The sequence below is a fragment of the Mycobacterium sp. E1386 genome, assembly GCF_001672745.1.
GTDB lineage: Bacteria > Actinomycetota > Actinomycetes > Mycobacteriales > Mycobacteriaceae > Mycobacterium.
The window spans coordinates 14,248-40,975 of the sequence record NZ_LZKH01000142.1; the positions used below are offsets into that span (position 1 = coordinate 14,248).

At 65.2% G+C, this 26,728-nt stretch carries 26 protein-coding genes and 4 tRNA genes; 20 read left to right on the forward strand and 10 right to left on the reverse strand.

All coding sequences use genetic code 11. The annotated features are described in order from the left end of the window. Positions 1-4: 4 nt before the first annotated feature. Positions 5-1,027 carry an acyl-ACP desaturase gene (locus A5709_RS14975; protein ID WP_067948607.1) on the reverse strand — a complete coding sequence of 341 codons (1,023 nt, stop codon included), beginning with the start codon at positions 1,025-1,027 and terminating at the stop codon, positions 5-7. A 183-nt stretch (positions 1,028-1,210) separates the two neighbouring features. Further along, a complete protein-coding gene (locus A5709_RS14980) occupies positions 1,211-1,816 on the reverse strand; it encodes a TetR/AcrR family transcriptional regulator (RefSeq protein ID WP_068009816.1) in 606 nt (201 codons plus the stop codon). 67 nt (positions 1,817-1,883) lie between these two features. On the opposite strand from A5709_RS14980, the gene A5709_RS14985 reads away from it, so the two are divergent. After that, positions 1,884-2,918, forward strand: coding sequence for an oxygenase MpaB family protein (locus A5709_RS14985; RefSeq protein ID WP_068120528.1), 1,035 nt, complete (start codon positions 1,884-1,886; stop codon positions 2,916-2,918). Between the two features lie 6 nt (positions 2,919-2,924). Here the strand turns inward: A5709_RS14985 and A5709_RS14990 are convergent, their stop codons facing one another. The 3 genes from A5709_RS14990 to A5709_RS15000 are packed head-to-tail and all read right to left on the reverse strand — an operon-like array spanning position 2,925 to position 4,131. Further along, positions 2,925-3,125 carry a zinc transporter Slc39a7 gene (locus A5709_RS14990; RefSeq protein WP_068009821.1) on the reverse strand — a complete coding sequence of 67 codons (201 nt, stop codon included), beginning with the start codon at positions 3,123-3,125 and terminating at the stop codon, positions 2,925-2,927. Between the two features lie 42 nt (positions 3,126-3,167). Further along, the gene (locus A5709_RS14995) at positions 3,168-3,575 is read right to left on the reverse strand and encodes a metalloregulator ArsR/SmtB family transcription factor (protein ID WP_082953309.1); all 408 of its coding nucleotides are present in this window, start codon (positions 3,573-3,575) and stop codon (positions 3,168-3,170) included. A gap of 55 nt (positions 3,576-3,630) precedes the next feature. Further along, positions 3,631-4,131, reverse strand: coding sequence for a nucleoside deaminase (locus A5709_RS15000; protein WP_067948600.1), 501 nt, complete (start codon positions 4,129-4,131; stop codon positions 3,631-3,633). Positions 4,132-4,220: 89 nt separating this feature from the next. On the opposite strand from A5709_RS15000, the gene A5709_RS15005 reads away from it, so the two are divergent. Next, the gene (locus A5709_RS15005; protein ID WP_067948598.1) at positions 4,221-5,120 is read left to right on the forward strand and encodes a class I SAM-dependent methyltransferase; all 900 of its coding nucleotides are present in this window, start codon (positions 4,221-4,223) and stop codon (positions 5,118-5,120) included. A gap of 32 nt (positions 5,121-5,152) precedes the next feature. Here the strand turns inward: A5709_RS15005 and A5709_RS15010 are convergent. Continuing rightward, positions 5,153-5,225: transfer RNA gene (locus A5709_RS15010), tRNA-Lys, on the reverse strand. 124 nt (positions 5,226-5,349) lie between these two features. Between A5709_RS15010 and A5709_RS15015 the strand changes: the two genes are divergently transcribed. From A5709_RS15015 to A5709_RS15025, 3 genes are all read left to right on the forward strand, one after another. Next, positions 5,350-5,422: transfer RNA gene (locus tag A5709_RS15015), tRNA-Glu, on the forward strand. 29 nt (positions 5,423-5,451) lie between these two features. Further along, positions 5,452-5,528, forward strand: a tRNA-Asp gene (locus A5709_RS15020). Between the two features lie 26 nt (positions 5,529-5,554). Then, a tRNA-Phe gene (locus A5709_RS15025) sits at positions 5,555-5,631 on the forward strand. Between the two features lie 66 nt (positions 5,632-5,697). Here the strand turns inward: A5709_RS15025 and A5709_RS15030 are convergent. Further along, on the reverse strand, positions 5,698-6,897 hold the full coding sequence (locus A5709_RS15030; protein ID WP_068120530.1) for a cytochrome P450: 1,200 nt from the start codon (positions 6,895-6,897) through the stop codon (positions 5,698-5,700). Positions 6,898-7,196: 299 nt separating this feature from the next. Between A5709_RS15030 and A5709_RS15035 the strand changes: the two genes are divergently transcribed. Together A5709_RS15035 and A5709_RS15040 are read left to right on the forward strand one after the other, a co-directional pair. Next, positions 7,197-7,880: a TetR/AcrR family transcriptional regulator gene (locus A5709_RS15035; RefSeq protein ID WP_067948594.1), complete on the forward strand. Its 684-nt coding sequence runs from the start codon at positions 7,197-7,199 to the stop codon at positions 7,878-7,880. Between the two features lie 498 nt (positions 7,881-8,378). Next, complete coding sequence (locus A5709_RS15040) at positions 8,379-10,925, forward strand: excinuclease ABC subunit UvrA (RefSeq protein WP_068120545.1); 2,547 nt, start codon at positions 8,379-8,381, stop codon at positions 10,923-10,925. A 187-nt stretch (positions 10,926-11,112) separates the two neighbouring features. On the opposite strand, the gene A5709_RS15045 is transcribed toward A5709_RS15040, so the two are convergent. After that, positions 11,113-12,819 carry a CocE/NonD family hydrolase gene (locus A5709_RS15045; protein ID WP_068120531.1) on the reverse strand — a complete coding sequence of 569 codons (1,707 nt, stop codon included), beginning with the start codon at positions 12,817-12,819 and terminating at the stop codon, positions 11,113-11,115. A 76-nt stretch (positions 12,820-12,895) separates the two neighbouring features. Here A5709_RS15045 and A5709_RS15050 point away from each other — a divergent pair, with 76 nt between their 5' ends. The 7 genes from A5709_RS15050 to A5709_RS15080 all read left to right on the forward strand — a co-directional run bounded on the left by A5709_RS15050 (position 12,896) and on the right by A5709_RS15080 (position 19,137). After that, positions 12,896-13,480 (forward strand): TetR family transcriptional regulator, encoded by a 585-nt coding sequence (locus A5709_RS15050; protein ID WP_369806099.1) that lies wholly within the window; start codon positions 12,896-12,898, stop codon positions 13,478-13,480. A gap of 42 nt (positions 13,481-13,522) precedes the next feature. Next, positions 13,523-14,209: a M15 family metallopeptidase gene (locus tag A5709_RS15055; RefSeq protein WP_068120533.1), complete on the forward strand. Its 687-nt coding sequence runs from the start codon at positions 13,523-13,525 to the stop codon at positions 14,207-14,209. A gap of 55 nt (positions 14,210-14,264) precedes the next feature. Beyond that, positions 14,265-15,077, forward strand: a complete 813-nt coding sequence (locus tag A5709_RS15060; RefSeq protein ID WP_067948584.1) for a methyltransferase domain-containing protein — start codon at positions 14,265-14,267, stop codon at positions 15,075-15,077. Between the two features lie 85 nt (positions 15,078-15,162). Beyond that, a complete protein-coding gene (locus A5709_RS15065) occupies positions 15,163-16,740 on the forward strand; it encodes a methylmalonyl-CoA mutase family protein (protein ID WP_067948582.1) in 1,578 nt (525 codons plus the stop codon). Then, entirely contained in the window at positions 16,740-17,165 is a 426-nt protein-coding gene (locus A5709_RS15070; RefSeq protein ID WP_068120534.1) for a cobalamin-dependent protein, read from the forward strand. The genes A5709_RS15065 and A5709_RS15070 overlap by 1 nt, the downstream gene beginning before the upstream one ends. After that, positions 17,150-18,106: an LLM class F420-dependent oxidoreductase gene (locus A5709_RS15075; RefSeq protein WP_068120535.1), complete on the forward strand. Its 957-nt coding sequence runs from the start codon at positions 17,150-17,152 to the stop codon at positions 18,104-18,106. Before A5709_RS15070 ends, A5709_RS15075 begins: the two co-directional genes overlap by 16 nt. Beyond that, positions 18,103-19,137, forward strand: a complete 1,035-nt coding sequence (locus A5709_RS15080; RefSeq protein WP_082974041.1) for a CaiB/BaiF CoA-transferase family protein — start codon at positions 18,103-18,105, stop codon at positions 19,135-19,137. The genes A5709_RS15075 and A5709_RS15080 overlap by 4 nt, the downstream gene beginning before the upstream one ends. Positions 19,138-19,207: 70 nt before the next feature. Here A5709_RS15080 and A5709_RS15085 read toward each other — a convergent pair whose 3' ends face one another. Next, positions 19,208-20,113 carry a LysR family transcriptional regulator gene (locus A5709_RS15085; RefSeq protein ID WP_068120537.1) on the reverse strand — a complete coding sequence of 302 codons (906 nt, stop codon included), beginning with the start codon at positions 20,111-20,113 and terminating at the stop codon, positions 19,208-19,210. 165 nt (positions 20,114-20,278) lie between these two features. Between A5709_RS15085 and A5709_RS15090 the strand changes: the two genes are divergently transcribed. After that, positions 20,279-21,172 carry an SDR family oxidoreductase gene (locus tag A5709_RS15090; protein ID WP_068120539.1) on the forward strand — a complete coding sequence of 298 codons (894 nt, stop codon included), beginning with the start codon at positions 20,279-20,281 and terminating at the stop codon, positions 21,170-21,172. Positions 21,173-21,192: 20 nt separating this feature from the next. Continuing rightward, entirely contained in the window at positions 21,193-22,074 is an 882-nt protein-coding gene (locus A5709_RS15095) for an LLM class flavin-dependent oxidoreductase (protein WP_369806100.1), read from the forward strand. Here the strand turns inward: A5709_RS15095 and A5709_RS15100 are convergent, their stop codons facing one another. Continuing rightward, positions 22,075-22,683 (reverse strand): TetR/AcrR family transcriptional regulator, encoded by a 609-nt coding sequence (locus A5709_RS15100; RefSeq protein WP_068010030.1) that lies wholly within the window; start codon positions 22,681-22,683, stop codon positions 22,075-22,077. It abuts the gene before it with no gap. Positions 22,684-22,960: 277 nt separating this feature from the next. On the opposite strand from A5709_RS15100, the gene A5709_RS15105 reads away from it, so the two are divergent. The 4 genes from A5709_RS15105 to A5709_RS15120 all read left to right on the forward strand — a co-directional run. Continuing rightward, the gene (locus A5709_RS15105) at positions 22,961-24,340 is read left to right on the forward strand and encodes an SRPBCC family protein (RefSeq protein ID WP_068120548.1); all 1,380 of its coding nucleotides are present in this window, start codon (positions 22,961-22,963) and stop codon (positions 24,338-24,340) included. Continuing rightward, positions 24,337-24,861: a hypothetical protein gene (locus A5709_RS15110; protein WP_068009845.1), complete on the forward strand. Its 525-nt coding sequence runs from the start codon at positions 24,337-24,339 to the stop codon at positions 24,859-24,861. Before A5709_RS15105 ends, A5709_RS15110 begins: the two co-directional genes overlap by 4 nt. Continuing rightward, positions 24,831-25,331, forward strand: coding sequence for a hypothetical protein (locus A5709_RS15115; protein WP_068120541.1), 501 nt, complete (start codon positions 24,831-24,833; stop codon positions 25,329-25,331). Before A5709_RS15110 ends, A5709_RS15115 begins: the two co-directional genes overlap by 31 nt. Next, the coding region (locus A5709_RS15120; RefSeq protein WP_231986978.1) for a cytochrome P450 at positions 25,328-26,728 on the forward strand (1,401 nt) is incomplete at its 3' end. The genes A5709_RS15115 and A5709_RS15120, both read left to right, overlap by 4 nt.

Consider the following 26,728-nt stretch of genomic DNA (forward strand, 5'->3'; position numbering starts at 1 on the left):
TGAGTTACCGGCGGCTCATAGCCAGCTTGCCGGCGGTTTGATGCAACTCGAACGCGGTGGTCTTCTTGCCGGTTCGGGCTTCCCGCTCGAGCTGGCGCTGCTTCGAGATCTCGAACTTGTCGCAGGCCTGCTCGAGTTCCTTGATCAGCAGGGCGAGGTCGTCGCGCATCGCCGCCGCCTCACCGGTGAAGTCCTCGCGCTCGAAGATGCGCCATTTCTTCAGGACGGGCATGACGACGTCGTCGAGGTGGATGCGGGGGTCGTAGACCCCCCCGACGGCGATGAAGACGGCTTTGCGCCGGAACTCGGGAACCTGGTAGCCCGGCATCTGGAAGTTGCGCAGCACCTTGTGCAGCTCTTTCATTGCCTGGTTGGGCGCGATCTCAAACCCGGCCTCGCTGACGTCCCGGTAAAAGATCATGTGCAGGTTCTCGTCGGCGGAGATCTTCGCCAGCAACTGGTCGGCGATGGTCTCGTTGCAGGCCTTGCCGGTGTTGCGGTGCGAAATGCGGGTCGCCAGCTCTTGGAAGGTCACGTAGATGACGGAGTCGAACAGGCTCTCGGCGAACAGGTCGGCCCGAACCTGCTGGTTCTGGCCGGGGCTGAAGCCGCGGTTCACCACCTCGATGCGCAGTTTCTCCAGTTCGACCGGGTCGACCGCGCGGGTCACCACCAGGTAGTCACGCAGCGCGATACCGTGCCGGTTCTCCTCGGCGGTCCACCGGTTAACCCACTGGCCCCACGGGCCGTCCAGGCCGAAGTTCATCGCGATCTCGCGGTGATATGACGGCAGGTTGTCTTCCGTCATCAGGTTCTGCACCATCGCCACCTGGGCGAGATCGGAGAGCTTGCTCTCCTCGGGGTGCCAGTCCTGCCCGCCCAGCGCGTAGAAGTTCTTGCCGTCCGACCACGGGATGTAGTCGTGCGGGTTCCAGTTCTTGTGCATGCTCTCGTGCCGGTTGAGGCACTTCTCGACCACCGGTTCGAGCTCGTGCAGCAGCTGTAGGTTTGTCAGCTCCGCTGACATGGGGCCTCCAGTTATCTGTGTCGACGGGTAGCAGTCAATATATCTGTGTACATCAGTAGCATCAAGCTGCCTGGCCGCGCGCCGCGGTAACGGTTAGATGCCATATTCTGCGCGCCGCGCGGTCCACAAGTTCACGTTTTACGAGTTGCCGGCGCGCCACGGTTGGTAAACAGACAGTCGCGCTTAACCCAGGTCTGGGGCGGGCACGTACGGGGCCGCCGTGATGTACAGGATGTCGACGCAGTAGTCGATGAATTGTTTGCGCGTCGCGCCGAGCTGGCCGTTCAGGTATGCGGTGAACAGGCTGGACAGGCCGCCGACCAGGCTGGTGGCGATCATCTTCTGCAGCACGGGATCGCCGATCCGCGACAACTTGCGCTGGAGCAGTTCGATGAAGCTGGGCATCCACTCCGCACCCGAGCGCGTCAATACCGGCTCGACCGCCGGGGCCAGCAACAACACGCGCCCACGGACCGGGTCGTCGACCATGAGCTCGACGAACTTTTCGACGGCCTCGCGTGGGGTGTTCGCGGAGGTGAGGGTATTCATTGCGCGCGTACATACGTCGTCGTAGACCGCGCGCACGAATTCGTCGCGGTCCGAAAAGCTTTCGTAGAAATAGCGTTCGGTCAGCGCGGCTTTGCGGCACACGGCACGCACGGTCAACGCCGGTCGACTGTCGCTGCCGAGCAATTGGACACCGGCGGCGATGAGGTCGTCGCGGCGAAGGGCAAGGCGATCCCCCAAGGGGACGCCGGTCCAACGGCCCCGTCGTTGACCGGACTGCACATCGCTCCTAAGCTTGAAATTGACAACGCGTGTAGTCAGATTTGCAGATATCTACAGGAACCCAATAGTGCCTCAACATACGTCCGGACCCTGTCCGCTGACCAGCGACGTCGCTTCGGCTACCCCCGAGGACGAGGTGCCCGGTGTGGCCGGCGGCTGCCCGGCGTCGCCCCTCGGTTACGACGCGCCACCACTCCCGCTCGGCCCCGAATCGCTGACCTGGCGGTACTTCGGCGACTGGCGCGGCATGCTGCAGGGGCCGTTCGCGGGATCCATGCAGAACATGCATCCCCAGTTGGGCGCCGCCGTCGAGCAACACTCGACGTTCTTCCGGGAACCGTTGCCGCGGGTGATGCGGTCGCTGTACCCGATCGGCGGGGTGGTCTTCGACGGCGACCGCGCTCCGACGACGGGTGCCGAGGTTCGCGACTACCACACCGAAATCAAGGGTGTGGATGACCAAGGGCGTCGGTATCACGCACTGAACCCCGACGTCTTCTATTGGGCACACTCCACTTTCTTCATGGGAACAATCCTGGTGGCCGAACGGTTCGGCGGCGGTCTGACCGAAGCCGAAAAGCGGCAACTCTTCGACGAACACATTCAGTGGTACCGGATGTACGGCATGAGCATGCGTCCGGTGCCAAAGACCTGGGAAGAGTTTCAGGCCTACTGGGACCACATGTGCCGCAACGTGTTAGAGGACAATTACGCGACGCGGGCAGTGCTCGACCTGACCATATATGACAAGCTGCCGATCGCTCCGTGGCTGCCGGATTGGCTGTGGGGTGGCCTGACCAAGCTGTCGCGGCCGTTCTTCGTTTGGCTCACAGTCGGCTTTTACCACCCAGCCGTTCGCGAACGGTTGGGCTTTCAGTGGACCGACCGCGACGAGTGGTTGCACCGGCGCTTCGGCAAGCTGGTGCGGCTGATCTTCGCGTTTGTACCGCCCAGGTACCGCAAGCACCCGCGGGCCCGTGCCGGCCTAGACCGCGCCTCCGGGCGCATCCCGCCCGACGCGCCGCTGCCCCAGACGCCGGCACGCAACCTGCCGCCGCTGGACCGGCGCGGCGACCCAAGCCACTACTGCCCCCAGGTTTAGCGCCCTCTAGTGGGCGTGACCGTGCACGTCCTCCAGGCCCGCCTGGTGCACGTGCGGATGGCTGTGCTCGGTGCCGTCGGCGTGGCCGTGGGCGTGTTCATGCTGGACGTGGTCGTGTTCATGCGCGATGTGTGCGTGCGCGTGTGTGACGTCGCCGTGCTCGTGTTCGTGCGCGTGCGGCGCGTCATGTGTGTGCTGCTCGGTCATGATGCGTCTCCCTGGGTCAAATGCGGTGTGCCAACTTCTCATTCACTTGGTGCCGCTGCCCCGCCGGCTCTGTGTGGGCGCTGATTCGGCGACTGCCTTCAGGCCGCCATCCCTGCGGTGATGGCCGGGCACGCCCGGACCCGCGTGCTCGGCGTTGAAGACCGCGTCCATGACGAGCTGACGGACGTGGTCGTTCTCGAGGCTGTAGAAGATGGTGGTTCCCTCCCGGCGGGTGCGGACCAAGCGGGCCATCCGCAGCTTCGCCAGGTGCTGGGAGACCGACGGCGCCGGCTTGCGGACGTGTTCGGCGAGTTCGTTGACCGACATCTCGCGGTCGGTCAGCGACCACAGCACCTGCACGCGGGTGGCGTCGGCCAGCATCCGGAAGACCTCAACCACCAGACTCGCCTGATCGTCCGGCAACCGGCCTTCGCTACTACCTGCATGCATACGCAAATAGTATTCAAGCTGCGCGGCGCTGCCAACGGCTGCTTGCTCGGGCTTCCTAGGATGACGGGACGACCGTGGACCGGCGCTGACCGCCGTTGCCCTCGTTCCAGAGCCGGTACACCTCCAGCGCGCCTTCTTGGGGCTGGTAGCGCATTGGCAGACGTCGCCGGTCCCAGCTCTTGGCGAATTCGTCGTAGAAGGTGGAGACCTCGAAGTACTTGCGGTCATCGAGGTAGTACCGCTCGTAGGCCTCGCGGGTGATCAGGAAGACGACTTCCTTGGGCGAGCAGTAGTACAGCGAGCCGAGGCACATCGGACACGGATGGGCCATCACGTAGATCGTGCAGTCGACCAGGTGCTCGGTGCCCAGCTTCATGCACGCCTCCCGGATGGCCAGGATTTCCGCGTGGGCCGTCGGGTCGTGCGTCTGGGCCACTTTGTTGGCGCTCTCGGCGAGGACCTCCCCGTCTTTGACGATCACCGTCGCGAACGGCCGACCGCCCTCCGCGACGTTGCGCCGGGCCAGGTCGATCGTCCGCTGGGCGAAGTCGGTCATAGGCCGGAGGGTAGTCCCGAGGGCTTCGGGACTGAGTCCTGTGATACTGACTAGATCATCTATTTAATTGGTCGGGATGAGGGAGCACCATGGCGCGCACCGATCGAGACCGTTGGGACCTGGCGACGAGCGTGGGTGCGACGGCGACGATGGTCGCCGCCCAGCGCGCCTTGTCCTCCGACGCGAAGCTGATCGACGACCCCTACGCGGCGCCGCTGGTGCGCGCCGTCGGGATCGACGTCTACGTCCGGCTGGTGAACGGCGAGATCCCGGCCGGTGGGGCTTCCGAGTTCGATCCGCACCGGATGGCGCGGGGGATGGCTTGCCGCACAAGGTTTTATGACGACTTCTTCTTGGACGCAACGCGGAGCGGGATCAGCCAGGCGGTGATCCTGGCGTCGGGGCTTGACGCGCGCGCCTACCGCCTGCCGTGGCCGGCGGGCACCGTCGTCTATGAGGTCGACATGCCGCAGGTCATCGAATTCAAGACGCTGACCCTGGACGATCTGGGCGCCGAGCCGACTGCCGAGCGGCGCACCGTCGCCATCGACCTGCGTGACGACTGGGCCACGGCGCTGCGCGCCGCCGGATTCGATCCGCAGGCTCCGTCGGCGTGGAGCGCCGAGGGTCTACTGGTGTATTTGCCCGAGGCGGCCCAGGACGCGCTGTTCGACAACATCACCGCGTTGAGCGCTCCCGGCAGCCGGCTGGCCTTCGACTTCGTGCCGGACACCGCCGTTTTCGCCGACCCCCGCTGGCGCGCCCACCACGACCGGATGAGCGAGCTCGGGTTCGAGGTCGACTTCAACGACCTCGTCTATCACGGGGAGCGCAGCCACATCGTCGACCACCTCGACGAGCGTGGTTGGCGGACGTCGTCGCGCACGGTCGCGGAACTGCACGCGGCCAACGGCTTCGTCTACGCCGACGACGAGGTCGCCCAAGCCTTCGCCGATGTCACCTACAGCAGCGCGGTGCTCGGGCGCTGAGTGCCGATCGACCGAGGCCAAAAACGCTTCGGTGCCCCCACTAGGACTCGAACCTAGGACCTGCGGATTAAAAGTCCGTAGCTCTACCAACTGAGCTATAGGGGCCGCGGAGATTCAGGATACTTGGGCCACAAACCCGGCTCGTTTGAGGATTGGGCACACAGTGACCTAAGCTGACGTGGCTCCTAACGAAACCACGTTGCGAGTACCCCGGAGTGATTCGGTTCTGGCCCCCATCGTCTAGTGGCCTAGGACGCCGCCCTTTCACGGCGGTAGCACGGGTTCGAATCCCGTTGGGGGTACGCGACGCGGCGACGCGGAGCAGCAGCAAGGCCCTGTGGCGCAGTTGGTTAGCGCGCCGCCCTGTCACGGCGGAGGTCGCGGGTTCGAGTCCCGTCAGGGTCGCCAACTCGGCGAGGCACTACATGCCTTCCGGCCAGGTAGCTCAGTCGGTACGAGCGTCCGCCTGAAAAGCGGAAGGTCGGCGGTTCGATCCCGCCCCTGGCCACCAGTCTTGATGACACGGAGTGGTCCTCTGAGCATCCGCGGGCCTGGAATCCTTGCCGATGCGTCTGAGCTAGATGAACGCGGGCATCGATTCCCAGCCTCGGACAGCCGACGCTGACGACAAGTGTGCGTTCTGGGTGTCGATGTCCCATTCGGGGAAGCGCTTGAAAATTTCCTCGAGCGCGATTCGTGCCTCCAGCCTGGCGAGTGCCGCTCCTAGGCAGAAGTGAGCTCCCACGCTGAATGCCAGGTGCTGACGCGGCTGGCGATGAATGTCGAACCGGTCTCCGTCAGGCGGGAATTGGCGATGGTCGCGGCACGCTGATGCGATCAGCGGCATCATGACGCTGCCTTCGGGCACTGTGTGGCCGTACCACTCGGTATCACGGGTGACGTAGCGGGCGAGGTGCGGTACGGGGGGTTCGTAGCGCAGCAGCTCCTCGATCGTCTGCGGAATCAACCGATGGTCGGCTGCGATTTCGCGCCGCTGGTCGGGGTGGTCGGCGAGGACTTTTCCGGCCCAGCCGAGGAGTCGGGTGGTGGTCTCGTTGCCTGCGGAGGCGACGAGGCTGATGTAAAGCAGGATTTCGTCGCGAGTCAGGGTTCGGCGGACTCCTGTCTCGTCGTCGAATTCGACGTTGAGGAGTTCGGTCGTGATGTCGTCGGAGGGGTGTTCGGCGCGCCAGTCGAGATAGGCGGCGAACACCTCGTCGTAGTGGACGCCTTCCGAGGCCAGTGTCATGGGTTGGCCGGCCTCGGTGAGCAACGAGGCATTCGAGCGTTCCCGGACATGTTCTTGGGCGTCTTCGGGAATGCCGACCAGCATTCCGATGACTCTCATCGGCATCTGAGCGCCGAGATCGGCGATGAAATCGAAACGTCCAGTCCCGACGAGAGGGTCGAGACATTGTGCGCAAAATGCGCGAATCTTGTCCTCGAGTTCGGCGATCTTGCGGGGGGTGAACATCCGCGCGAGCAATTTGCGATGGATGTCATGAACCGGTGGGTCTTCGAAAACGATGATGCCGGGCGGTATTTCGATGTTCGCTTTGATCACTTCGAGGATCATTCCGCGGGCTGAACTGAACGTGGCGGTGTCGACAAGCGCACGACTCACGTCCTGGAAACGACTGAGCGCATAGAAATCGTATTGCTCGTTGTAGTACAGCGGCGACTCCTCGCGCAGCCGCCGGAACGTCGGGTAGGGATCGGCCAGAAGTCCCACATCGTAGGGGTCGTACCGAATGTCGTTGACCTCAGTCACGGTCATGGTCCGTCCTCCTGGTGCAGTGAAACCTGCCGATTCCTTGGCTGTATCACAGCAGACCTAGCGCCAACTGACAAGACAAATCAGAGCAGAATGTCGCGTCAGTCGTCGACTGTCGCGGATCCCCGCGGTGTGGTGAACAAGAACTTCAGCGCGGCAGGTGAGCGCGTATTGCTGAGATTTCGCATGGACTGGCACGTGCGAAGCGACAAGATATCGTTGACCCTGGCCCCAGCTCGCAATACTTTTAGCGATAGGTTGTCACGTCACACCGAACTGGAGCACGATGATGGGCCTTAACCTTGCGTAGCCATGGATGGTCGGGCCACACGCCGGCCTCCGATGAGGAAGCCGTCAACAGGATTCTGGACGCGGTTGACTCCTTGGTCGCCGAAGGCGGATCGGCTATCCGCGTCAGCGACTTGGCCCGCGTTCTGGGAGTAAGCCGCCAGACCATCTACCGTTACTTTCCCGGGGCTGAAGCGCTTGTGGTCGGCAGCCAAATGCGTTCGGCCAACGGCTTTCTCGATCGTTTAGCCGATCACCTGCGTGGGTGGACAAATCCGGCGGCTGCCGTCGTCGAGGGCGTAGCATTCGCGGCCGAGGAGTTCGCCGACGACCCGCTGATGGCGCGCGTCCTACATTCACGGCTACCGGGTGGCACGTCGGCCTCCTTCACCGCCGGTGCGGCATTTGGTCTCGGACGAGAAATGTTCCGACGATATGACGTCGACTGGGCCGCCCATGGCTTCGACCACGCTGCGATGGACGACCTCATCGAACTCGCTGTACGCACACTCCAGTCGATTCTGCTCGATCCTCCCGAGCGGCCACTCAACCCACTGGCACTCCGCAGTCTTGTGGGCAGATGGCTTGGACCGGCCGTCCTCTACCGCCAGCTGACCCGCGACATCGATGCACTAACCGCTCTCACGCACGCCAGCCAACTGGCTTCCAGCGCTCGCGGATCAGTCAGATTGGCGTGACAGATAATTGTCGGCCGCTCCCTCAACCTCGAGAGGAGCTATCAGAACGGTCTCTCGTGGCCCCGCGACCCCGCGATCGCCTTCGCCGGGCTTTCGAATCACGTTCTGGTTCAAGAGGTTCAACGGATTGCGGTGGGACCCCGACAAGCGTCTGACATCCGCACGGTCACGACGGGTGGCGGATTTTCGGATTGACCCCGAGTTCTCGGGTTATTCACACGGGTCACGAACCACAACGGCTCGGATCCGCAGCTCGACAAGCCGATCCGGTGGGCGATGTCTGCTCTGTGCTGGTCACCCAAGCCTTCGGGGGTGGCGCTGACCAGCGTGGCCGCGGCGGCACTGGCGTCCCCTCTGCGGAGACGGGTCTCCTTGAAGAACTAGGCAAGCGCCACAGTCTCGGTCTACGCGGCAGCCGTAGCAATATAGGGGCGCTGCGAGGTCGAGCAGCAAACATCATGCTTGCGCGGCGGCAGCACGGGTATTCCTGTGAACACGATGACAGCGAAGCCCGACTTGCGCACGGAAGAAATCGACTCATGTGTGCGCGTCTACGGGACGCGAGTCCACAATCTGCGTGGTGTCGACGTCGTAGCGCCCCGCGACGCGCTGGTCGCGTTCACCGGGATCTCCGGATCCGGAAAATCGTCGTTGGCCTTCGGGACCATCTATGCCGAGGCCCAGCGCCGCTATTTCGAATCGGTCGCCCCTTACGCCCGTCGCCTGCTGCTGCCAGCCGGCGCGCCGAAGGTAGATGACATCACCGGCCTACCGCCCGCCGTCGCATTGCAGCAGCGCCGCGGTTCGGCGACGTCGAGGTCGACGGTCGGCACCGTCACCACCCTGTCGAACCTGCTGAGGATGTTGTTCTCCCGCGCGGGAACGTACCCGCCGGGGACCACGGAACGACTGGACTCCGATGCGTTCTCCCCGAACACGGCGGTGGGGGCGTGCCCCGAATGCCACGGGTTGGGGCGAATCCATCGGGTGACCGAAGAGACACTGGTACCGGACCCTTCGCTGACCATCCGCGAAGGCGCCGTCGCCGCGTGGCCGGGCGCGTGGCAGGGCCAAAACCTACGCGACATTCTGGTCACGCTGGGGTACGACATCGACAAACCGTGGCGAAAACTTCCCAAGCGTCAGCGCAATTGGATCCTGTTCACCGATGAGCAGCCCACCGTCGAAATCGACCCGCGCCAGCATCCCGTGCAGGCCGACTACTACTACAACGGGACGTTCTCCAGCGCCGAACGCCACGTCCGCCACACGTTGGCCAACTCCCATAGCGCGATGATGCGTCGCCGCGTGCTGCAATTCGTCGACAGCGTCGAATGCCCACTGTGCGACGGATCTGGGCTGCGGCCGGAGGCGCTGAGGGTGACATTCGCCGGGCGCACCATCGCCGACTACGCGGGGATGCCGTTGGCAGAGCTTGCCGACGCCCTGCGCCCGACGGCTTCTCGGAAGGATGCCGCCGCCGCGTACGAGTCAACGGAATCCGGTGAACTGACGGAAGTGGCGACGATGATCGCCGCCGACCTCGTCGCCCGCCTGCAGGTACTCCTCGATCTCGGCCTTGGCTATCTCACGCTTAGTCGCCGCACCCCGACAGTGTCACCGGGCGAATTGCAGCGGTTGCGGCTGGCCACCCAGCTGCGCGCCGGCTTGTTCGGCGTGCTTTATGTGCTCGACGAGCCGTCGGCGGGACTGCACCCGGCCGACGCCGAACCGCTACTCGACGTACTCGATCGCCTACGGCGCGCGGGCAATTCCTTATTCGTAGTCGAGCACGACATGGACGTGGTACGCCGTGCCGATTGGATCGTCGACGTCGGACCCGGGGCCGGGGAGCTTGGCGGCAGTGTGCTCTACAGCGGCCCGGTGCCGGGTCTCGCCGACATCGAGGGATCGGTCACTCGCAGGTACCTGTTCGAGGGAGACAGCCCACCGCCTCGTCAACCCCGGACCCAGTCCGGGCAGTTGCGGCTGCGCGGGATCTGCTTCCACAATTTGCGCGACCTCGATGTGGACCTGCCACTGGGTGTGTACACCGCGGTCACCGGGGTGTCCGGCTCAGGCAAGTCGACGCTCGTCGTCAAGGTCCTCGGCGACGTTGTGAACAGCCACCTCGGCACGGGGCGCGCAGCCGAGCCGGCCCATGCCGATGACGACGAAACCGACTCCGAGGTAGTCGATCTCGATCGCGACGCGAGCGTCGGCGTGACGGTCGAAGGCGTCGAGAAGATCAATCGGTTGGTATCCGTCGACCAGCGCCCAATCGGGCGCACGCCGCGCTCGACATTGGCGACCTATACCGGCTTGTTCGACGCCGTGCGCCAAGAATTCGCCGCGACTCCGAAGGCCCGTCGCCGCGGTTGGACAGCGGGCCGGTTTTCGTTCAACGTGTCCGAAGGTCGCTGCCCAACCTGTCAGGGCGAGGGGTTCGTCTCGGTCGAATTGTTGTTTCTGCCGGGCACATACGCCACATGCCCGGCGTGTCAGGGAGCGCGTTACTCCGACGAGACACTCGAGGTACGGTACCGCGGCCGCACGATCGCCGACGTGCTTGCGATGACCGTTGATGAGGCCTCGGACTTTCTTGCCGACGTGACGAAGGCGGCGCGGAGCCTGTCCACGTTGCGAGAGGTCGGACTTGGCTATCTCCGTCTCGGACAGCCCGCGACTGAGCTGTCAGGTGGTGAGGCGCAGCGGATTAAGCTCGCCTCCGAACTCCAAAGGCCCCGCCGAGGGCATTCCCTCTACGTCCTCGACGAGCCGACCACCGGGCTGCACCCCGCAGATGTGGATCTGCTCGATCGCCAACTGCACCGCCTGGTCGACGCGGGCAATACCGTGGTGGTGGCCGAACACGACATGCGGATGGTCGCGGGTGCCGACTGGGTAATCGACCTAGGGCCCGGAGCCGGCAGCGACGGCGGTCGAGTTGTCGCGGCGGGTACGCCCGAAGCGGTTGCACGTGCGAAACACAGCCGAACCGCGCCATATTTGGCTAAACGGTTGGCGCTGCCCGTAATTCGATGAGAAATCTCGTCGGTCTTGGCAAAACCACTCGTGACAAAGCCTCGTCGCGCCATTCCGCTCGAAGTAGCCGTTACGGTCGCCTGCCTGTGCTCTTGGTCAGCCACGAGTCGGCATACGCCACCGGGGCGCAGTTCGTCGTAGATGGCGGACTCACCGGTGACGTCCCGGTGAAGATCTAGACCTGAAGCTACCCGAGCACGGGAAGCAACAGCCGCGACGACGAGCGCACGGTGTTCAGGCTGGACGTGCCGACACTGGCATGCCGGAAGTTCATGATTGCCGGCGTCGAGGGGTCTTGGTCGTCGCTGGTCAGCGTCAGCCGAATGCGGTGGCCCGCCTTGAACCGGCGGGCGTTGGGAACCAACGGGATTCGATACTCGACGTCCTCTCCCGGGGGCACCGCTTGCGGGTTGCGGCAGGGTAGGACCGGCGCGCCGGGCCGGCTGGCCGCGTCGTCGACCTCGCGCAGGCTGGCGCGCAACCAGCCCGCGGTCACGTCGCTCGTTTCCCCGTCGGGTGCCACGTCCTGCAGGGTCGCAATCCACGCGGTGTCCATCGCCGTCGCCGAGGCCACCAGCCGCAGCTCGATATCGCCGACCACGTCGACGTCCATGCTCAGCGGCGTGCTGGTCCACACCAGCAGCGATGGCGGATCGATCTCGCTGGGCTTGACGCGGCCAAGGCCCGACCCCAGCACCATGAATTCGCGAACGCCCGGCTCGCCCTCGTCGGCGTCCAAACCACCGTCGGCGCGCAGGGCCAACTCCCGATGCAATGCCTTCGGCGGCCAGGAGTCGGCGGTACGCCACTCGTCGGCGCCCGGCAGGAAGTAGCGGACCGGCGGCCCGTCGGTGATTCCGGTGTCGCGCCCCTTCAACCAGTGGTCATACCAGGCCAACGCCTCGGTGTGCATGCTTTCCCACGGCCAGGTCAGCCCGTACTCGCCGAGCATCCCCATCCGCACACACGTGGTGTCCGACAACGCGTTCCAAGCGGCGAAGGTCGATGGCAGGTGTAGCGGCACGTTCTGCCAATCACACCCCAAGTAGACCGGGATATCGATTTTCTTGAGCAGTGGCAACAGGTTTCGTTCCTCCCACCACTCGTCCCGCGTCGGGTGCTTGACCACCGCCTCCTGCCATAGTTCGTCCCATGGGTGCGGATTGTGTGGCAGCCTGAGCAATTGGCGCAGCATGGTTACCGCTGCCTCGCCGTTCATGGTCTCGAATTTCTTGTGTACGCCCGGAGTGTTGAGGACGCGCCGTGCCAACCCGACTGGCTTGCTGCGCCACAGCTTGTCGCTACGGTCGGAGGTCAGGCCCATCATGGCCAGAAACGGGGTAATGAACGATGAACTCAACAGCCCGTGGTGGTTGGCGCCCTCGTACAGGTCGCTCGTCACGGCGAGGGGAAAGATCGCTTTGAGATGCGGCGGTCGCTCGACGGCGGCCTCCAGTTGGGTCATCGCGAAATAACTGATGCCGATCATGCCAACGTTTCCGTCGCACCACGGCTGAGCGGCGGTCCACTCCACCAGGTCGTGCACGTCCCGGCGTTCCTGCGCATCGAAGAAATTGAACGTGCCCTCGGAGCCGCAGGTGCCGCGTAGGTTGGCGATGACGTGGATGTAGCCGCGCGGCACCCAGAAGTCCGTTTTGCCGGCCTCGATGAAACCCGCCGGGGCGCCGAGGTCCTGCATCTGGCGCGGATACGGCGAGGCGGCCAACAGCGCCGGGAAGCGGCCGTCGGCGTCGGGCCGGTGAACGTCGGCCAGAAGCGTTGCGCCGTCCCGCATTCTGATCGCGGTGTTGATGTCGGTGCGCGACGCGTACCGCGGCTCGCTGAGGTTCCGGTATTCCCGGCCGGTGGTCTGCGGGCCATTGAGGGTGGTCATAGTTTCACGCTACGTTGAAACTAGTCTCAACGCAAGGTGAAACTTCGGGTATGGTGGGACGGTGGCGCAGCGATCGATCACCCCCGGCCCGCGCGACGAGCGCGGCGTGCTGGCGGCGCGCATTCTGGCCGCGGCCCGCGACGAATTCGCCGAACATGGCTGGGCCGGCACGGCCATTCGTGCCGTCGCCCGTAGCGCGGACGTCGACCCGGCGCTGATCTATCACTATTTCGGCTCCAAGGAGGGCCTGCTCGATGCGGCCACCACGCCGCCACAGAAATGGCTGGATGCGGTGGCAGCGACGTGGGCGACGCCCAAGGCCGACCTGGGTCGGCAACTGATCCGCACCGTGTTGGACACGTGGACCGACGAGGAGGTCGGGCCGATCCTGCGGGCGGTGGTGTTGACCGCCGCCCACGAGGACAAGACCCGAGACAAACTGCGGCTGATCGTCGAACGCGGACTGATCGGCGGTTCCACCCTGGGCGCCGACGAGGACGAACGACTGCGGCGCAGTGGTTTGATCGCCACCCAGCTGATCGGCTTCGCACTGTTGCGCTACGTCTGGAAGATGGAGCCGATCGCGTCGATGCCCGAGGATGAGGTGGTGGCGGCGATGGCGCCGAACCTGCAACGCTATGTCGAGGGCGACATCTCCTAGCAGTTAACGCGACCCGGCGCGGCCTGCCGCGACAATGATCGGATGCGTCACTTGCGCCCCGCCCTTGCGTTAGCGGTCGCGGTCTCCGGGATCGGGACCGCCCAGGCGAGTCCAGATGTCCCGGCGGTAAGTGATGCGGCTCGCGCCGCCGGGTTCGTCGACGTCCGCACCGCGGTCCCCGACGCCATCATCGACCTGCGCTACGCGACCACTAACAACTTCACCCACACGCAGCTGTACCCCTCCGACGCCCGATGCCTGGTGCACCAGTCGATGGCGTCCGGACTGGCGACGGCCGCGACGGCACTGCGCCCGCAGGGGCACCTGCTCGTGTTCTGGGACTGCTACCGGCCCCACGACGTCCAGGTCAAGATGTTCAACGTCGTGCCCAACCCGGCGTGGGTCGCCCGGCCCGGGCAGTATGCGCACAGTCACGAGTCGGGGCGCTCAGTGGACGTGACGTTGACGACGACGCAGCAGCCGTGCGCGTCCGGGCTGCACGCCGCGGGGCTCTGCTTGGCCGACATGGGCACCGACTTCGACGATTTCTCCTCGCGCGCAAACGCTTTCGCAACCCAAGGGGTCAGCGCCGACGCCCAGGCGAACCGGGCCGCGCTGCGGGACGCCATGAAGTACGGCGGGCTCGCCCCCTACTCCGGGGAGTGGTGGCACTTCGATGGCCCCGGTGCCGCGGTCGACCGTCCGATCCTTAGCGTGCCGGTGGACTGATCTCATATATTGAGATATCCATTTCAAATTATGGATTCACGGATACGCTTCAGGCATGACGGACGAACGCGGGACCACCTACACGCACGGGCATCACGAATCGGTGCTCCGCAGTCACCAGCGGCGGACCGCGGAGGATTCGGCGGCCTACCTGCTGCCCCACCTGAAGTCCGGCTCGTCGGTACTGGATATCGGATGCGGGCCCGGGACGATCACCGCTGACCTGGCCGCCCGTGTCGCACCGGGACTGGTGACGGCCGTCGACCAGTCGGCCGACGTGCTCGGCGTCGCCCGAGCGGAGGCCGAGCAGCGTGGCCTGGTGAACGTGTCGTTCGCGACCGCCGACGTGCACCGGCTGAACTTTCCGGACGGCGCATTCGACATCGTGCACGCGCACCAGGTGCTGCAACACGTCGCTGACCCGGCGGGGGCACTGCGGGAGATGAAACGGGTGTGCGCACCCGGGGGCGTCGTGGCGGCCCGGGATGCCGACTACGCGGGCTTCGTCTGGTTCCCGCAGTTGCCTGCGCTGGAGCTGTGGCGCGAGCTCTACGAGCGGGCCGCTCGCGCGAACGGCGGCGAACCCGATGCGGGGCGGCGGTTGCTGTCCTGGGCCCAGCAGGCGGGTTTCGCCGACGTGACGCCGACGGGCAGCCTGTGGTGCTACGCGACGCCGGCGACGCGCGAATGGTGGGGCGGCATGTGGGCCGACCGGATACTGCACTCGCGGGTCGCGCGAGACCTGCTCGATCTGGGCCTGGCGACGACCGCGCAACTCGAAGAGATCTCCGCGGCGTGGCGGGAATGGGCCGCGGCGCCGGACGGCTGGATCGCCATCCCGCACGGCGAAATCCTCTGCCGGGTGTAGCCGATCGAGGACCAAGTACGCATGTTTGGCCAGGTCAACTATGCGGTATTGGCATTCTCTTTTTTTGCAAGTACGTTATTCACCGATGGATAATACGGCCCACACTCCGTCAGGTATTCCGTTGCAGCCGGTCTATGAGCCGGCGGACGTCAGCGCGGAGCCTCCGCAGCCGGGGGAGTTTCCCTTCACCCGGGGTAACTTCGCGTCCGGCTACCGGGGCAAGCTTTGGACCTTCCGCCAATACTCGGGGTTCGGCACCGCCGAGGAATCCAATCGCCGTTACCGCTACCTGTTGGAGCAGGGCGGGACCGGGCTGTCGGTGGCGCTCGACCTGCCCACCCAGTGCGGGTATGACTCCGACGATCCCGAGTTCGGCGAGGAGGTGGGCCGAGTCGGCGTCGCGGTCGACACCCTGGCCGACTTCGAGATCCTGTTCGACAACATCCCGCTGGACAAGCTCAGCACCAGCATGACCATCAACGGAACGGCAGCGATCCTGCTGGCGTTCTACGTCGCCGCCGCCGAGAAAAAAGGAATACCGCGGGCCAAGCTCACCGGGACCATTCAGAACGACATCCTCAAGGAGTACGCCTCGCGCGGGACCTGGATCTGGCCGCCGGAGCCGTCCCTGCGCCTGATCGCCGACACCATCGAGTTCTGCGCCGCCGAGGTGCCGAGGTTTAACGCGATTTCGGTGGCGGGGGCGCACTTCCGCGACGCGGGGGCCAACGCGGTGCAAGAGATGGCGTTCACCCTGGCCGACGGGGTGACCTACTGCGACACCGTGGTCGAGCGCGGCCGCATGACGATCGACCAGTTCGCGCCGCAGATTTCATTCTTCTTCTACACCCACGGCGATTTCTTCGAGGAGATCGCCAAATATCGTGCGGGGCGGCGCCGTTGGGCCACCATAGTGAAGGAGCGCTACGGGGCGACGACGGACAAGGCGGCCATGTTCCGCTTCGGCTGCGTCTGTGGGGGCGCATCGCTGTACGCGCCGCAGGCCCGCAACAACATCGTTCGGGTGGCCTACGAGGCGATGGCCGCGGTGCTGGGCGGGGTCCAGTCGATGTTCACCGCGGCCTGGGACGAGCCGTTCGCCCTGCCCACCGAGGAAACCACGACGCTGGCGCTGCGCACCCAGCAGATCCTGGCGCACGAGACCGGCGTGGCCAGCGTCGCGGACCCGCTCGGCGGCTCCTACTTCGTCGAGGCGCTGACCGATGCCACCGAGGCCCGCATCATCGAGATCATGGATGACCTGGAGCGGCACGGCGGAATGGTTCATGCCATCGAGGACGGCTACCTGCAGGGCCTGATCGCCGACGAGGCCTATCGGGTCCATCAGGACATCGAGTCCGGTGCCCGGCCCGTCGTCGGGGTCAACCGGTTCGTGACCGAGGAGCCGGAACCGGATGTCGTGACGTACGAACTGGACGCGGAGGGCCGCGATCTTCAGCTCAAGCGACTCTCCAAAGTGAAGGCCGAAAGGGATTCGGCCGCTGTCAAATCCAGTCTCGCGGCACTTTCACGCGCCGCCGAAGGAGACGACAATCTGATGCACAGGCTGGTCGACTGCGCCAACGCATACTGCACGGTCGGTGAAATGGTCTCCGCGCTCAAGGCGGTGTGGGGCGAATTCCAGCAACCGGTGGTGTTCTAGTGGCCGCCCGGATCCTGGTCGCCAAGCCCGGGCTGGACGGACACGACCGCGGCGCCAAGATCGTCGCGCGCACGCTGAGGGATGCCGGTTTCGAGGTGATTTACACCGGGATCCGGCAACGCATCGAGGACATCGCCTCGATCGCCGTCCAGGAGGATGTGGCCGTTGTGGGCCTGAGCATCCTGTCCGGTGCTCACCTGGCGCTCACCGCGCGCACCATCGAGGCACTGCGTGCCGCCGACGCCGCGGACATCGCGGTCGTGGTCGGGGGGACGATCCCGCACTCCGACGTGCCCAAGCTGCTGTCCACCGGGGCCGCCGCGGTGTTCCCCACCGGGACATCGCTAGACGTCCTGGTGCGCGAGATCCGCGCATTGACCGGCACCCCGGAACCCGTTGTGGAGGACCAGTGCGCGTCGGAGTAATGATCGGCGCCGAGCGCGGCGGCATGGCCCGCAAGGTGGACAAGCTGGCCTCGGACATCGAATGGGCCGAATCCGCGGGAATGGACACCGCGTGGATGCCGCAGGTGCCCGACGACTTCGACTGCCTGACCATGGTGTCGCTGATGGCCGCGCACAGCTCGCGCATCGAGCTGGGCACCGCGGTGGTGCCGTTGCAGGCCCAGCATCCGATCGCGCTTGCCCGCCAAGCGCTCTCGACGCACGCCGTGGCCGGCGGACGGTTGGCGCTGGGCGTCGGACCGTCGCACCACTGGATCATCCGGGACATGCTCGGACTGCCGTATGAGAAGCCGGCCGCCTACACCCGCGACTACCTGCAGGTGCTCAACGCCGCGATCGCCGGGCCGGGACCGGTCGACGTCGAGAATGATTCGTTCACGGTGCACAATCCACTGGCGATCGGGGCCGATACCCCGATGCCGGTTCTGATTGCCGCGTTGGGGCCGGTGATGCTGCAGATCGCCGGTGAACTCGCCGACGGCACCGTGTTGTGGATGGCCGACGAGCGGGCCATCGGTGACCACATCGCACCCAAGATCACCAAGGCCGCCGCGGATGCCGGACGCCCCGCGCCGCGGATCGTCGCGGGCATCCCGGTATGCCTTTGTGCGCCTGGACAAGTCGACGCGGCCAAGGAGCGGGCCAACCGCATCTTGGGCGAGGCCGAGGTGTCGCCCAACTATCAGCGCCTGCTCGAACGTGGCGACGCCCGCGATGTCGGCGATCTGTGCGCGGCCGGCGACGAGGGCGCCATCCTGGCCCGGATGCGCCGCTTCGCCGACGCGGGTGTGACCGACCTGTCGGTGCGGCTGCTGCCGATCGGCGCCAACCGCGAGGAGCTCATCGCCTCCAAGCGCCGTACGCGCGAGATGATCGCCTCGCTCGCAACGGAACTGCGGTGACCTCCGTTGGGCCGCTCGAGGGGATACGCATCCTCGAGGTGGGCACCATGCTGGCCGGCCCGTACGCAACCATGTTGCTCGCCGACCTGGGCGCCGATGTCACCAAGATCGAGCCGCGCGGCGGCGAGATCTCGCGCGGGGTGGGGCCCACCTACTTCGCCAGCCTCAACCGCAACAAGGCCAGCATCTGTCTGGACCTGAATACCGACGCGGGACAGCAACGGCTTGGTGAACTGGTAGCGAAATCCCATGCGCTGCTGGTGAACTTGAAGCCGTCGGCGATCCGCCGGCTGGGCCTGACCTATGAGCAGCTGCGCGGCCACAACGAGCGGATCGTCTGTGTGGCGATCACCGGGTTCGGCCTACATGGCGGCGACGATCCGGCCTTCGACTACGTGGTGCAGGCGGGTTTCGGGATCGCCGCACTGACCGGCGACCCGGATGGCCCGCCGACGCTGCCCGGTTACTCGTCGGCAGACAACTCCACCGGAATGTGTGCGGCCCTGGGGCTGTTGGCCAAGATCGTCTCCGGTACCGGTGGGCAGGTCGACGTCTCGCTGCGCGACGTCATGCTGTCGCAGCTCAACTACCACGCCTCCGCGTACCTCAACGAGGGTGTCGAACCACAGCGACGGCCGTACGGCGCTCATTCGTATTACGTTCCGGCGCAACTATTTCCGACCGCCGACGGCTATCTGGCGCTGTTCATCACGCACGACGGCTTCTGGAAGTCGTTCGCGACCGAGGCGGGTATCGGCGGCTTCGAGACGATGGCCGAACGGGTGTCCCGCCGCGACGAGGTGCTCGCGGTGGTCACCGCGATGCTGGCGACGGACACCGCCGCCGATTGGGAACGTAGGCTGCGTCCGTTGGGGGTACCGGCGGCCGCGGTCAGGACGCTGCCCGAGGCGCTCGAAGCGACGCCCGAAATCGTGGTGACCGCAGGCGATTTCCGCCTGGTCGGGAGTCCGATCCACGTTTCGGGTTACCAGCCCGAATATCGGCCACCGCCGGAGCTGACCGACGGCTGAATCCGCCGAGCGTGAAGCTGTCCGCACGCTCGAGGTCGAGTGTGAAGCTAGCCGCACGTTGGCGGCTCAGTCAGGGCCGGACCGGGCCCCTGAGATGCGCCTCGGCGAGCTTGCGGAAGGCCGCCACCAACCGGCTGCGGTCCCCGGCTCGGGTCGCCAAAACGACGTGGCACGGCTCGATGCCTTTCAGCGGCACCGTCGTGATGTCGGGCCGCAGGGCGGTGCCGTGGAAACCGGCCGTGATGGCCACCGCTTGCCCGGATGCGATGACTTCGAACTTGTCCTCGAGCGCGTCGATGAACGGTCCGTCGGGTGCGCGGCGACCATCGGGCCGGGGATCGATCCGCCAATAAGCGCTCCAGGCCGGGTCGGAGTTCCGCACGCGCGGCATGGGCTCGTCGGCGATGTCCTCGAGCGTCACGAAATCCCGGCCCGCAAGGCGGTGGTCGACGGACAACGCCAGCACGCGGGGCTCGTCGTAGAGGATCGTCACGTGCAGCCCATCGGTCGGAAACGGTAGCCGGGTGACCACCGCGTCCACGCGATGCCCGAGCAATGCCTCCAGAGCCTCGCCCCAATTCAGGTGCGAGACTTGCACTTCCGCGTCGGGGTGTTCGCGACGCATCTCGCGGACCGCCGGGGTGACGATCATGCCGGTCGTGTATCCGACCTCGATGCGGGTGGGCTGGGCGGCGGCCCGGGCCTGCGCAGCGGCTTGCGTGGCCGAACGCAGCAGGGCCTTGGCCCGCGGCAGGAACACCTCACCCGCCTCCGTGAGGCGGGTGCCTTGGGGCGTGCGGTCCAACAGACGAACCCCGAGTTGCTGCTCGAGGCGGCGGATCTGCCGGCTCAACGATGGTTGCGCGACCCGCAGCGCGCTGGCGGCTCGGCCGAAGTGTCGGTGTTCGGCGACCACGACGAAGTATCCGACCAGGCGCAGATCGAGATCGATCACCGGCGATGCCGATTCGGTCATGTGCTCAGTGTAACTACACCGTCGACCGCCCTGCCTCCCCAAATCCGCCGCTGAAATGCGGTGATGCCGATCTGGCATCGCGTGATGTGGAACAGGTCTTGGACAGTGGGTGCGCGGCGGCCGTTGACTTGGAATCGCGAAATCTCAGCAAGTGAAGGGATCATCATGCATGTCTTTGTGACCGGTGCGAGCGGACACATCGGCTCGGCCGTCCTCGACGAACTGCTGAAGGCCGGGCACGACGTCACCGGACTGGCCCGCTCGGACGAAGCGGCTGCGTCAATCGCTGCGAAAGGCGCGAGAGTGCACCGGGGCGACCTCGACGACCTCGACGGTTTGCGTTCCGCGGCCGCAGCATCCGACGGCGTCATCCACCTCGCGTTCAAACACGATTTCGACGACTTCCTTGGCGCCGCGGAGACCGACCTGCGCGCGGTGCAGGCCATCGGAGAGGCGCTCACCGGATCCGACCGGCCCTTCGTCAGTACGTCGGGGACCCTGCTGCTCTCACTGTCGGCGCACGACGGTTTTGGCACCGAAGAGGACACGCTGCCCGGCGGGCCGCGAATCGACTCGGAGAACGCGGTGATCGCGCTGGCCGAAAGCGGGGTGCGATCCTCTGTCGTCCGGCTCTCCCCGTTGGTGCACAGCGAGCTGGACCGTCACGGCTTCGCCTCGCACCTGATCAACACCGCCCGCGGCACGGGCATGTCCGCCTACATCGGTGACGGGGCGAACCGCTGGCCCGCGGTCCATACGCTCGATGCCGCGCACCTTTACCGGTTGGCGCTCGAAAAGGCGCCCGCGGGAACGCGTTTGCACGGGGTGGCCGACGAAGGCGTGCCATTCCGCGAGATCGCCGCCGTGATCGGCCGCCATCTCGATGTGCCTGCGGTGAGTATTCCCGCCGAAGACGCCGGCCACTTCGGCTTCCTCGCGGTGTTCGCGGCTTTAGACAACCCGACGTCAAGTGCCCTGACGCGGAAGGTGCTCGACTGGCAGCCCGAGCACGCCGGACTGCTCGAGGATCTCGATGCCGGCCATTACTTCGGTGAGTGAGCGACGCCGTGGCTGAATATGTGGTCGACGCGGCACGAAAGGTGCTGGGACCGGTGGGCGTGTGCCTGCCTGTCTCGTTCACCAGCCCACCGTCCATCCATCTGCAACGTGAGGCGGTGGGCCGGCTAGAACGGGCCGGATACTGCACCGTATGGACCAACGAGGTCATCGGGAAGGACGCCCTGGTACAACTCGCCACGCTGCTGGCCGACAGTGAGCGGATGGTGTTCGGCACTTGTATCGCCAACATCTGGGCTCGGGCGCCCCAGACCATGCATGCCGCGGCCGCCCAACTGGCACAGGCGCACCCGGGCCGCATCGTGCTCGGACTCGGCGTGGGCTATCCCCAGCAGGCGGCCAGCGTCGGCAAGGAGTTCGGCAGCCCGCTGGCGACGATGCGTGACTACCTGGAGCGGATGGGCAGCCCCACCTGGCCACCGGCGCCGGACGCGGGCTATGCCCGCATCGTCGCCGCCAACGGCCCGAAAATGCTTGCGCTGGCAGCTGAACTCGCCGACGGGGCGCTTCCGGCCGGCCTGCCCACGGAGTTCACCGCCCGGGCCCGGCGGTCACTCGGACCGGACAGGCTACTGGTCGTCGGACTTTCGGTGGCCCGCGACATGCAGGCCGCGCGGAAAGCCGTCTCTCCGCGGCTCGCCGTGCCGTCCTACACGTCCGGGCTCCTGGAGTTGGGTTACCCGGACGAAGACATCGAGGTGGTGAGTGACCGGCTGATCAACGCGCTTGTCGCTCATGGCGATTCGGTGCATATCGTGGACAAGGTGCGCGATCACTTGGCCGCCGGGGCGGACCACGTCACGCTGCTGCCCACCATGGGCGGCGAATTCGCTGCCGGGATCGACCGACTCGCTGAACTGGGTCCGGCGCTGGCCGAGCTCTAGTTACGACATGTCACCGGCGGGAACAACCGCCGACACCACCAGCTGCAGGTACGGGCGATAAAGATTTACCCCGTCGAGTTGACTGCCAAGGGTGACACCGTCGTTGACGGCAAGGATGACTCGGGCCAGAGCATCGGCCGGCATCGTGAGGGACGCCCCGAGTCTGGCCACGTTCTTGGCGATGAAATCGGCCAGCGAGCGGACGGTCTCCAGTCGCTGTGCGGCGAGCCTGTCGCGAGCCTCCGGGCTGCGCAGCAAGAACAACGTGAGTTCGTAATTGAGCGCGGCACGGTTCGGATCATTGCTGGCCTGGCTCCACCGCTCGGCGAGTTCGTCGATATCGATGTCACCGAGCCGGCTGAAGGACTGGATGATTTCGGTGAAACCGTCGAGGAACCGTTGTCGTTGACGGTCGGTGACCGCAAGAAACAACTCTTCCTTTGCGCCGAAGTGGGAGTAAATCGCACCGCGGGTATACCCGGCCGCGTCGGCGATGTCCTCGAGCGCGGCCCCGCTCAGACCCTTGCGTGCGAAGATCTCCTCCGCGGCATCCAACAACAGGCCGCGGGTGTGCTCGAGGCGTCGCTCCCTGGTCCACCGTTCCGCCACCGGCCCATCCTCCCACATCGCAGCACGCCCGTGGCTGTTTATCAGTTGTGGTCCGACGAAAAAGACTGTCGCCCAGCGCAATTGACACCAACCGCACTGTTGGAGACGCCTTTCTCTCTCGGCCATGCCCATATCGCCCGGATCCACGGGTGTGATACGCCCCACTTTAATACATGGTTGTATATCTAATACATACACGTATATGGTGACACCCGTCACACGAAGCGGATGCCGCAATCCGCTCGAGTCCGACCGTCACCACGATGAGGAGATCGGCATGAGTCAAGTGACCCGACCGGGAGAGTGGGTGGAGCGCGACGCAGGTTTAGGGCTCGACCAGCGCGACTTCGACGCCTTCAACATGTCCATCTCGACCGATCGCTACACGTCCCGCGACTACGCCCAGCATGAGCACGAGCGCATCTGGATGCGGGTGTGGCAGATCGCCGGACGAGTCGACGAGCTTCCGAATGCGGGTGACTGGAAGCAGTACCGGATTCTGAACCAATCGTTCGTGATCGTCCGTGGCAAGGACGAGAAACTGCGCGGATTCGTCAACGCCTGTCGCCATCGCGGAAACATCCTGTGCAACGCCGCCGCCGGAAATGCCAAGCGCGGCTTTCTGTGCCAGTACCACCTTTGGTCATACGACCTGGACGGCAAGCTGCGCGGGATGCTGCGAGAGAACCTCGCCGGCCCGATCGACAAGAACGAAAACTCCCTCTTGGAAGTGCCGGTCGACACCTTCGGCGGATTCATCTTCGTCAACCCGGATCCAAATGCTCAGCCGCTCAGCGACTTCCTCGGCCCCGACGTCATCGAACTGCTCGCCCCGTACCACCTCGCCGACATGGTCACCGTGATGAACGTCCGCGAGAGCTTGGAATGCAACTGGAAAGTTGTCATGGACGCCTTCGAAGAGGGCTACCACATCAACGGCATCCACCCGCAATTGCTCAGCGTGCTCGTGATCGATCCAACGACCGCCCGATACCGGTTCTTCGAAAACCACAGCGTCGCGGTGGCCCCGTTCGAAGTGAAGGGTGCCAGTGCAGAAAAGCAGATCGAGGGCATTATGAACCTGCCGGATACCTTCCCCTCGACCGTCGCTGTCATGCCCCGCTTCCAAGAACTCGTCGCCGAATACCGGGCGCCGGACGGCTCGGTCGAGTTCCCCGAGGGCGTCACCGCGCGCAAGCTGCTTCAGCGGGCCACCCGCGACACTCTGGCCGGCATGGGTCTCGACGTCAGTGGCCTCACCGACGACCAGATGAGCGACAACCAGGGCTGGGTGCTGTTTCCCAACTACTTCATGACGATCCGCGCCGGCGAATGTCATGTCATCATGGCCGTGCCCCATCCGGACGGCGACCCGAACCGCTGCATCTGGCACGTCAGCAGCTACATGTACCTGCCAGCGGAACACCGCGACGCCTTCAGGGTCCCGCTGACCGAGGTCGAGGAGCCGGGCAGCTACAAGTATTTCGAAGCGCTGCAACAGGATTACGAGCAGATGCCACGGCAGCAACTCGGACTGCGCAACAGCAGGCTCGACCACATGTCGCTGGTCAAAGAGGAAGTCGTCATCGGCCATTATCACTCCGTGGTGGACCGCTACATGGCCAATGGCGCGGTGAACCGGGAGGAAGTCCAATGAATATCGACGAACGCATCGCCCACCACCGCCGGATGGCCGAGGCCTACCGCGACGCCTACCTGCGCCAGGGAGTCCAGGACGGCGAAGCGTTCGCCGACGCTTGGAAATTCGCCGACGACGGCATCTACGTATCGCCGTATTTCACCGGCGATCAGGTGTTCAAATTCAGTGAGTTCCCCGAGGACACCGCACGCGCTTCGACGATGGAGGCCAAGGCCTACTCGCTGACCTTCCCGGACTGGAAACCCGCCGACTTCAAATACTGGCCGGCCGAAAACGGTGTCGTCATGAAGACGCGCTGGGAAGGCCACACCAAGGACGGCGTCCGGATGGGCTTCTACTCATACAGTTTCATCGAAACCAACGATGTGGGGGAGTTGACGCGCTGGGAGACCCACGTCAATGACGAGTACAACGCGTTCCTGGACGTCGCCATCGGAGTGCACGGTCCGTTCCACGGCACTGGGGAGTACGTCGAGGCGCTCGAACGATGCCTGGCGAAAGCCGGGGTGTCGGTGTGAAGGTTTTGCTCAAGGTCGAGGACGTCATCGGCGCGCACACCGGCCGATCCCGCGCGGTTCTGCAGTACTGCACCGTCACGAGACGTCTGGTCGACGAAGCGAAGAAGCCGGGCTTCTCGGCGGACAGTTGGGGGCCGGTGGCGGAACTGGTCGCAGTCGACGAGTTCGAACGAGTCGGCGCCTTCAAAGAGGTGATGAAATGGCCGGACTATGTCGAATTCCTCACCAACTGGGCGACGTCGTCGAAGTGGGAGTGCTCGTTCAAACACATCACCGAGTCCGGCGGTCGGGTGTTCCTCGAGCTCGAGGAGCGCAGCGAAGTAGGCGATTTCAGCAGCGTGGTCAATTCGCTATCGGTATACGACTTCACCGACGATGACAGGATTCGTCACATCGACCTCTACTTGCAGATGACGCCGCCGCAACCGGAGATGTTCAAAAGCTTTGAGGGAGTGGAACTGCCGCAGTGAAGGCTGATGACATCGACAAGAGAGACTTCTTCACCGACAACGAGTTGCTCGCCGATCCATATGGCTATCTCGCCGCGATGCGCGAGGAATGTCCGCTGCGGCGCGAGCAACACCACGACGTGGTGATGGTCACCGGTTACGACGAGGGCGTCGCGATCTACAACGACACCAAAAAGTTCTCGTCATGCATCTCGGTGACAGGCCCGTTCCCGGGGTTCCCCGTCGCGCTGGACGACCGGGGCGACGAGGACATCAGCGAGCTGATCGCGGCGCAGCGGGGCGAATTACCGTTCAACGATCAGTTGCCGACCTTCGATCCACCGGTGCACACGGCGCACCGGGCGTTGCTGTCCCGGATGATCACTCCCAAGCGGCTCAAGGAAAACGAAGAGTTCATGTGGCGCCTCGCCGACCGTCAGCTGGACGTCGCTCTGAGCGGCGAACGGTGCGAATTCATTGGGGATTTCGCCTCCCCATTCGCGATGCTGGTGATCGCGGACCTGCTGGGTGTTCCCGAGTCGGATCACGAGGAGTTCCGTGCCGCGCTGCTCAGCGAGGCGGGCACGATCGGCAGCAGCGAGGGTGACATCATGCGTCATTCGCCGCTGGAATACCTCTATGGCAAATTCACCGCGTACATCGAGGACAGGCGGCGAACTCCGCGCGGCGACGTGCTGACCGGAGTCGCGTCCGCCACCTTCCCGGACGGCAGCACGCCGGAGGTGATCGACGCGGTGCGCGTAGCGGCCAATCTGTTTGCGGCCGGGCAGGAGACGACGGTGCGCCTGCTCAGCGCCGCAGTGATGATGCTCGCCGAAAGCCCGGAGCTGCAAAGCAAGTTGCGTGCCAACCGCGAACTCATCCCCGACTTCATCGAGGAGGCCTTGCGCTACGAGAGCCCGGTGCGCGGTGACTTCCGGTTGTCGAAGTGCCCGGTGGCTGTCGGCGGGATCGACCTTCCGGCAGGCACCACCGTGATGCTCGTCAATGCGGCGCTCAATCGTGACCCGCGCAAATTCCCCGAGCCAGACGTGTTCGACATCCACCGTCCCAACGCGCGCAGCCATGTCGCGTTCGGTCGCGGTCCGCATGCCTGCCCCGGAGCACCGCTGGCACGCACCGAGGCGCGGGTCAGCATCGAGCGGATGCTAGGCCGCACCAACAACATTCGCATCGACGAGGACAAGCACGGCCCTCCCGGCGACCGCCGGTCACGATTGCGGTTGTTCCCTGAAACGGCATCGCACTACTCGAATCGGATGTGTAGCCGGGTGAGCCCCCGCAAGATGAACGTGGGCAGATACCGGTACCGGCGGTCGCCGGGAGGGCCGTGCTTGTCCTCGTCGATGCGAATGTTGTTGGTGCGGCCTAGCATCCGCTCGATGCTGACCCGCGCC